Genomic DNA, 8152 nt, shown 5'->3' on the forward strand with positions numbered 1-8152 from the left:
CTGCCGCCCCCGCCGCACCGGCCGCTCCCGCGCCCCCGGCGATGAGCCCGGCCGCCTTCGCATACCCGGCGGCCCCGAACCAGCCGATGACCGCGACCGGCACGACCGCCGGGATACCGCCGGCCACTTCCTCGATCTGCAGCGCGGCCAGCCGGCACTTCGCGCACTCCTCCAGGTGCTTGCGCAGCCCCCGCTCGGCCCGGGTGCGCAGCCGCCCGCGGGCATACGTGCCGAGCTGGTCGGCGTAGCGGGCGCAGTCCTCGTCGCCGGTGAGCGTGGCGCTGACGTGGGCCTGGAGGTAGGCCTGCTTGAGGCCCTCGCGGGCCCGGCTGGCGAGCACGCGGGTGCCGTTGGCGTCCAGCCCGAACAGCGTGGCGACCTCGCTGGGCGACTCGTCCTCGATCTCGGTGTGCCACAGCACGGCCTGCCAGCGCTCCGGCAGCGATCGGAAGGCCCGCATGGCCATGGACTGCTCGGCCTCGTGCATCGCCCGTACGTCCGCGCCGAGTTCCAGCGTGTCGTCGTCGGACACGTCGGATCCGCGTGTGGACTGGGCGGCGAACACGGCGAAGTCGTCGACGAGTTGCTCGCGCCGTGCCGACCGCGTCCAGGAGGCGGCCACGCGTCGCACGGAGGTGAGCAGGTACGCCCGCACCGCGTGTGCGGGCCCCGCGCCGCCGCGTACCGCCTGGAGCATGCGAGCGAAGACCTCGGCGGTCAGGTCGTCCGCGGTGTGGGCGTCCCGGCAGCAGGTGCGGGCATACCGGCGCACGGCCTGAGCATGGCGCCGGTACAGCTCCTCGTACGCCGTGTCGTCGCCCGCGCGCATGCGGTCGATGAGGTCGGCGTCGGACGGCGGCATCTCGCGCGGCGGGGGCAGGACGCCGTCCTCGTGCCAGGCGCGCTGGGCCGGGACCGAACCGTCGGCCGGGTGCCCGCCGGGCGGCACACTCGCGCGTCCGCCCTGGCTCGGCACCTTCGGCGGCACCGGGCCGCCGGTCGTGGCGTCGCCGCTCCCGCCGCCGCTCGACTCGTCCCGCCCGTCACCGCTCATCGAGGAAAGCCCCCGCCAGCCGCCCAACCCGTCCAGACCATCGGGTCAGCGTGCCATATTGGCATGTGGTCAGAACCCCATAGTTCGGACCCTCACTCATCCGTGGGGATCCGCCGCACGGCAGTACTGGCCGTCACTCATTCGGGGAAGGCTTCTCCGCCGCTCCGGGCCCGGGCGTCCCGCCCGAGCCCGTCGCCCCGGTGGCTCAGGCAGGTCGCGAGCGCAGCCCCTCCAGCAGGATGTCCAGCAGCCGGGCCGACGCGGCCGCCTGCTGAGCGGCGTCCGGCAGTGAGGGCGCGGCCGTGGCGATCACCAGCAGCACGTCCGACACCGACACGTCCGCCCGCAGCTCACCGGCCGCACGTGCCCGGTCCACGAGCTGGCCCACGACCTCCAGCAGCGCCGACGTCCCGGCGTCCTCCTCGGCCGCGACCGCCGGTACCGAGGCGACCGCCACGGGCTGATCCGGCACCAGCCGCAGCTCCGTCGTGCCCGGCTGGGTCCGCTGCTGCGGCACCCGCGGGCCTCCGGCGTCCTCGACCGAGACCCGCAGCACCTGCGGCGGCAGCAGCCGCCCGGCGCCGGAGGCCACCGAAGTCCGCAGGAAGCGCGACAGCGCCGACCACGGCTCGTCCTCCTGTCCGAGCGCCGCACGCGCCTGGTCGGTCAGCCGGGAGGTCTCCTCCTCGGCTATCCGCCGCACCAGGACGTCCTTGCTCGGAAACCGCCGGTACACCGTGCCCACACCGACGCGCGCACGCCGCGCCACGTCCTCCATCGGCGCGCCGTACCCCAGCTCGCCGAAGACCTCGCGCGCCGCACGCAGCACGTGCTCCAGATTGCGCTGAGCGTCCACGCGCAGCGGCGTGGTCCGCGACGCGTCGCGTCCGTTGCCCGTCGCCGCGCTCATCGTCATGCCGCCGGCCGCGAGTGCGGACGCGGGCGACCAATGAGAGTCCTGAACATGCATAAGCATTCCCCCGGTAATGACGTCTCCCCCCGGAGACTCCCCGCCATTCGATACCGGAGCGAGGGAACGGCCCGGTCCCGCGGCCCGCCCGTCGCGGACCCCGGTGAGCACATCCCCCTACACCCCGTCGACACACGAACATAGTTGAGAGGGAGTCAATTCAGAAGGGGCAGGTTCCGCACGGAGCGCCCACCGATCGGAGTACGGACCGCATACGTCCCGAATGTGCCCCCGCACGCCCTCCGTGCTACCCCTTCTGACCTGCATGTATGTGCAGAAGGTCGGTATTCCGGCCAACTCCGCGCCCTCTCCCGCTCCGGTCACACAATTCGTCGAGGCTGTGGACAAACGCAAGCGACGGGTGCGTCATGGGATGGTGAAGGAACGTGCGCGCATTCTCGTTGTCGGTGGCGGCTACGTCGGGATGTACACGGCCCTGCGCCTGCAGCGCAGACTGAAACGGGAACTGGACCGGGGCGAGGTCGAGATCACCGTCGTCACCCCCGACCCGTACATGACCTATCAGCCGTTCCTCCCCGAGGCCGCCGCCGGCGCGATCTCCCCGCGCCACGTCGTCGTACCGCTGCGCCGCGTCCTCGACCGGTGCCGGATCCTGATCGGCGAGGTCACCGCCGTCGACCACGCCAAGCGCGCCGCCACCGTCACCACCCTCGCCACCGAGGAGGAGGGCACGGGCGGACAGCGGCTCTCCTACGACCAGCTCGTCCTCGCCCCCGGCTCCGTCTCGCGCACCCTGCCGGTCCCCGGCCTCGCCGACCACGGCATCGGCTTCAAGACCGTCGAAGAGGCCATCGGCCTGCGCAACCACGTCATCGAGCAGATGGACATCGCCTCCTCCACCCGCGACCCCGCGATCCGCGACGCGGCCCTGACCTTTGTCTTCGTCGGCGGCGGCTTCGCGGGCGTGGAGGCACTCGGTGAGCTGGAGGACATGGCCCGCTACGCCGCGCGGTACTACCACAACGTCCAGCCCGAGGACATGAAGTGGATCCTCGTGGAGGCCTCGGACCGGATCCTGCCCGAGGTCGGCGAGGAGATGGGCCGCTACACCGTCACCGAGCTGCGCCGCCGCAACATCGACGTACGCCTGCAGACCCGCCTCGAATCCTGCGCCGACCGGGTCGCCGTCCTCAGCGACGGCGCCCGCTTCCCCACCCGTACGGTCGTGTGGACGGCCGGAGTGAAACCCCACCCGGTGCTCGCCGCCACCGACCTGCCCCGCAACGGACGCGGACGCCTCACCTGCACGCCGGAGCTGTCGGTCGACGGCACCACGCACGCGTGGGCCGCGGGAGACGCCGCCGCCGTCCCCGACGTCACCGCCGAGGAGCAGGGCCGCGAGTGCGCCCCCAACGCCCAGCACGCCCTCCGCCAGGCCAAGGTCCTCGCCGACAACATCGTCCACTCCCTGCGCGGCGAACCCCTCGAGACGTACGAACACGCCTACGTCGGCTCGGTCGCCTCCCTGGGCCTGCACAAGGGCGTCGCCCACGTGTACGGGCGCAAGCTCAAGGGCTACCCCGCCTGGTTCATGCACCGCGCCTACCACCTCAGCCGCGTGCCCACCTTCAACCGCAAGGCGCGCGTGCTCGCCGAATGGGCGCTGGCCGGTCTGTTCAAACGGGAGATCGTCTCCCTGGGTTCACTCGAGCACCCCCGGGCGGAGTTCGAACTCGCGGCCGGTGGAAAGCCTTCTCAAGACCCCCCGAACAACCCGAAGGGGTCGTCCTGACCGGACCCAGGAACTCCATCGGCCGGCCCGGCGTCTGACGGATGTCGGTCCGGTCCGCGCACTGCCAGACTGGTCCACCACCGCGGGCAGGCCACCACTCGCCCCGGTGTGGGCCCCCCGGGGCTCCGGCCGGTTCCGGTGCCGGCCGCCGACCACTACACGAGGCAAGGATTCGTGAACTTCACGCGCTGGAGCGCCCGGCTCCCCGGAACGCAGCGCCGCGCCGCAGCGCGGACCGAGCAGACGGCCTCCCCGGACCGGCGGGGGGAAGGCTCCGTACCCGCCGCCCGTGCCGAACGGCTGACCGACGAGTCACCCTTCGTACCCGTTGTCGACGAACTGCGGGTGCGTGAGGTCCTCGACCGCGTCCCCTCCCTCGTCGCCCTGGTCCACGGCCCCGACCACCGCATCGCCTACGTCAACGACGCCTACACGACCGCCTTCGGCGTACGCCCCCTGGGTGAACGCGCCCGCGAGGCGCTCCCCGAGCTGGACGCCCTCGGCCTGTTCCCCCTCCTGGACCAGGTCCAGCGCAGCGGCAAGCCGCGCACGGTCAAGTCCCGCAAGGCCCCCGACGGCCGCTCCTACACCTTCACCTGCACCCCGGTCGCCCAGGGCGACGGCAAGGGCGGCAGCGACGGCCGCGGCGTCCTCGTCTTCGCCACCGACGTCACCGACCACGCCGAAGCCGCCGAACGCCTGCGCGCCAGCGAACGCCGCCAGCGCGAAACGGCGGTCACCCTCCAGCGCTCCCTGCTCCCCCAGGAGCTCGAACAGCCGGACGACCTGCGCATCGCCGCCACCTACCACCCGGGCGGCACCGAAGCCGCGGTCGGCGGTGACTGGTACGACGTCATCACCCTGGGCGGCGGCCGCACGGCCCTGGTCATCGGCGACGTCATGGGCCGGGGCGTGCGCGCCGCCGCGGTCATGGGCCAGCTCCGCACCGCGGTCCGCGCCTACGCCCGCCTCGACCTCCCCCCGCACGAGGTCCTCCAGCTCCTGGACGGCCTGGCCGCCGAGATCGACGCCAACCAGATCGCCACGTGCGCGTACGCCATCCACGACCCCAACGAGGGCAAGCTGATCTACTCCTCGGCGGGCCACCTCCCGATCCTCGTCCGCGACGAGAACGGCACGGTCCTGCGCGCCGACGAACCCACCGGCCCCCCGCTCGGCACCGGCGGCTGGATGCATGCCTCGGGCTCCATCCCCCTCGCCCCCGGCTCCACGGCCGTCCTTTACACGGACGGCCTGGTCGAGCGCCGCGACGCGGACCTGGACGAGGGCATCGCCGCCCTGGAACGCGCCCTGGCCGGAGCCACCGGCACCCCCCAGGTCGTCTGCGACCGCCTGGTCCGCTCCGCCGGCGTGACCCCCGACCACGACGACGACGTGGCCGTCCTGGTCCTCCAGCACCCCGCCCGCACGGGAGCGGACGGCGAGCTCTTCCGCAACGCCGCCCTGGAACTGCTGGGCGGCGTGGAAGCGGCCCCCCGCGCGCGTGCCTTCGCCTCCGGCGTCCTGACCAGCTGGCGTTTCCCCGCCGACCTGCACGACCTGGGAGTCCTGGCGACCAGCGAACTGGTCGCCAACTCCCTCCAGCACGGCACCCCGCCGATGAGACTGCGCCTGCGCCGCACGGACAGACGGCTGATCATCGAGGTCACCGACGGCGACGACCACCTCCCCAGACGCCGCCGCGCGGAACCAGGCGACGAATCGGGCCGGGGCATCGCCATCGTCGCCACGATCGCCTCGAACTGGGGCTGCCGCCGCACACCCGGCGGCGGCAAGGCGGTCTGGTGCGAGTTCGCACTGCCCCGCACCCAGACCACGTAGGGCCTGCCCCCCCCACGGACAGGCCCCGTACGGAAACCGGGATCAGACGTCCGCGGAAACGGGCGCCCCACCCCGCGCCACGACCCGGCTCTTGCCGATCCACGGCTGATCCTGCACATCGGTCAGCTGCCGCCCCAACCGCACGGCCAGGACGGTGATCCCCAGCGAGAACACCAGGAACGCCACGATGTAGGGCGCGTGCAGCGAGGCCCCCAGCGGCCCGCCCACCGCCGGCCCGACGGCCAGCGCGAGCTGCTTGACCAGGGCGAACGCGGAGTTGTACTGCCCCGCCATCCCCTCCGGCGCGAGATCGGCGACCAGCGGGGCCACGGTGGGCGACAGCATCGCCTCACCGAGCCCGAACAGCGCGTACGTCGAGACGAACGCGGCCGTCGCCATCTCCTGGCTCCCGTGCCCGAGCCCCGCGTACCCCGCGACGGCCCACGCCACGGCCCAGATCAGCCCGACAGCGGCGATCACCCGCGACCGCCGGCGCCGCTCCACGAACCGCAGCACGGCGAACTGCGCGACGACGATCACCAGCGTGTTGGCGGCGAGCGCGGTTCCCAGCGCGGACGTCGAGATCCCGGCGGCCTCGACCCCGTACGCACTGAGCCCTGACTCGAACTGCCCGTAGCAGGCGAAGAACAGCACGAAGCCCAGCACGCACAGCTGCACCATGGCCCGGTTGCCCATCAGCTGCTTCCAGCTGCCCCGGCCCGAGGCCTGGGGAGCGTCCTCGATCCGCGGCGCGTGCGGCAGCCGCACGGTCACCATCACCACGACCAGCAGCAGGAACATCGCCGCCTCGATCGAGAAGAGCAGGGTGAAGGAGGCGGCGCTGGTGGTGTCGACCAGATGACCGCCGATGAGCCCACCGACACCGAGTCCCAGGTTCTGCAGGAAGAACTGCATGGCGAAGGCACGCGACCGCGTGTCCGCCGAGGAGCAGTCGACGATCATCGTCGCGAGCGCCGGCTGCATCACGGCCTGCCCCGCTCCCAGCAGGGAGGCCGACACCAGCACGGCGGCGGCGCTGCTCGCGATCCCCAGGCTGAGCGCTCCCAGAGCGGCGGTGACCAGGGCGGTGAGCAACACCGGGAGCGGGCCCCGCCGGACGATGGCCCGCCCGGCGAACGGCAGCACCACCAGCGCGGCCACGGCGAAGACGGCGAGTACGAGACCCGCCGTCATGGCCCCCAGCCCTCGCACCTGCGCCACATAGACGTACAGGTACGGGACCGTGAAGCCGAGCCCGAACGCGCTGAGTGCGTTACCCACGTGAATCCGGCGCATCGCTGCGCCCATCGCCCTGGTCACGTTCACCTCTCTCACAAGTTAGGAGTGAAGACTTCGAAGCTAAAGTTCGAAGCTAAAGAGTACATCCCCAAGGACTTCAAGGCAAAGAACGCCCGTGCGATACTGCGCACATGGGCGACACCCCCGGCCCCAGCGAGCCGACCCTCGAAGAGCAGATCGCCGCGTACCAGCGCGAGTTCCAGGACCTCGACCCCCAGGTCGAGCAGATCGTCTCGGCCCTGTCCCGCCTGAACCGGCGCATGAACGTCGCCTACGGCCGTCAGACCTCGACCCTCGGCATCAGCAACACGGAGTGGGAGGTCCTCAAGGCCCTCGTCCTCTCCGGCGCTCCCTACCGACTGGGCCCCAGCGACCTCGCCAAGCGCCTCGGCCTCACCCCGGCCGCGATGACCCACCGGATCGACCGCATGGTCGCCGAATCTCTGGTGACCCGTGAGCGAGACGAGTCCAACCGCGTCCGCGTCATCGTGGAGCTGACATCCGAGGGGCGAGAGAAGTGGCTGGAGGCGATGCGCCTGGCGTCGGTCTTCGAGGAGGACCTGCTCCAGGACCTGACCCCCGACGAGCGCACGGCGCTGGGCGAAGTGCTCACGCGTCTGCTGCGACGGGTCGAGGACGCCCAGCCGGACGCCGGCGGACGCCTCACCGACCTGGACTGACCCCCGGGTCGAAAAGATCTTGACAGGGGCCGCTTGACACCCCCCGGGCAGATCCGTAGAGTTCTTCGGGTTGCCGCGGAGCCGTAACGGTTCTTCGACAGCACTTCCGCCGCAGCAGCGGCACCCAAACCACCAGCTCGACCTCCCGACAGGGTTGATTTCGGCACGCCCGAATTCAATTCGAATTGGGACTCGACGACCGATCGACTCCACACCGGCTTCGATTTGGGAATCGCCGAGAGGGCGCGCTAAGGTTAGGGACGTCGGAACGGCCCAACAGCCGCGAAGACAAACCCCGCTGACCGGGGATCAGGCCCGAAAGGATCTGATAGAGTCGGAACCGCCGGAAAGGGAAACGCGAAAGCGGGAACCTGGAAAGCACCGAGGAAATCGGATCGGAAAGATCTGATAGAGTCGGAAACGCAAGACCGAAGGGAAGCCCGGAGGAAAGCCCGAGAGGGTGAGTACAAAGGAAGCGGCCGTTCCTTGAGAACTCAACAGCGTGCCAAAAGTCAACGCCAGATATGTTGATACCCCGTCCATCGGATCACCGA

At 71.3% G+C, this 8152-nt stretch carries 6 protein-coding genes; 3 read left to right on the top strand and 3 right to left on the bottom strand.

Features of this window, described 5'->3' with window-relative positions; all coding sequences use genetic code 11:
• Both K4G64_RS37310 and K4G64_RS37315 read right to left on the bottom strand, forming a co-directional pair.
• Positions 1-1054 (bottom strand): sigma-70 family RNA polymerase sigma factor (locus K4G64_RS37310; RefSeq protein ID WP_221760309.1); only part of this gene is annotated, 1054 nt, incomplete at its 3' end.
• Between the two features lie 205 nt (positions 1055-1259).
• A complete protein-coding gene (locus K4G64_RS37315; RefSeq protein WP_221760310.1) occupies positions 1260-2024 on the bottom strand; it encodes a TetR/AcrR family transcriptional regulator in 765 nt (254 codons plus the stop codon).
• A 373-nt stretch (positions 2025-2397) separates the two neighbouring features.
• Here K4G64_RS37315 and K4G64_RS37320 point away from each other — a divergent pair, with 373 nt between their 5' ends.
• Together K4G64_RS37320 and K4G64_RS37325 are read left to right on the top strand one after the other, a co-directional pair.
• On the top strand, positions 2398-3777 hold the full coding sequence (locus K4G64_RS37320; protein ID WP_221760311.1) for an NAD(P)/FAD-dependent oxidoreductase: 1380 nt from the start codon (positions 2398-2400) through the stop codon (positions 3775-3777).
• Between the two features lie 174 nt (positions 3778-3951).
• Complete coding sequence (locus tag K4G64_RS37325; protein WP_221760312.1) at positions 3952-5619, top strand: SpoIIE family protein phosphatase; 1668 nt, start codon at positions 3952-3954, stop codon at positions 5617-5619.
• A 42-nt stretch (positions 5620-5661) separates the two neighbouring features.
• Here the strand turns inward: K4G64_RS37325 and K4G64_RS37330 are convergent, their stop codons facing one another.
• On the bottom strand, positions 5662-6927 hold the full coding sequence (locus K4G64_RS37330; RefSeq protein WP_221760313.1) for an MFS transporter: 1266 nt from the start codon (positions 6925-6927) through the stop codon (positions 5662-5664).
• A gap of 122 nt (positions 6928-7049) precedes the next feature.
• Here K4G64_RS37330 and K4G64_RS37335 point away from each other — a divergent pair, with 122 nt between their 5' ends.
• The gene (locus K4G64_RS37335; protein WP_031109794.1) at positions 7050-7598 is read left to right on the top strand and encodes a MarR family winged helix-turn-helix transcriptional regulator; all 549 of its coding nucleotides are present in this window, start codon (positions 7050-7052) and stop codon (positions 7596-7598) included.
• Positions 7599-8152: the final 554 nt, after the last annotated feature.

It is taken from the genome of Streptomyces sp. WAC04114 (genome assembly GCF_019733245.1).
GTDB classification, from domain to species: domain Bacteria; phylum Actinomycetota; class Actinomycetes; order Streptomycetales; family Streptomycetaceae; genus Streptomyces; species Streptomyces massasporeus_A.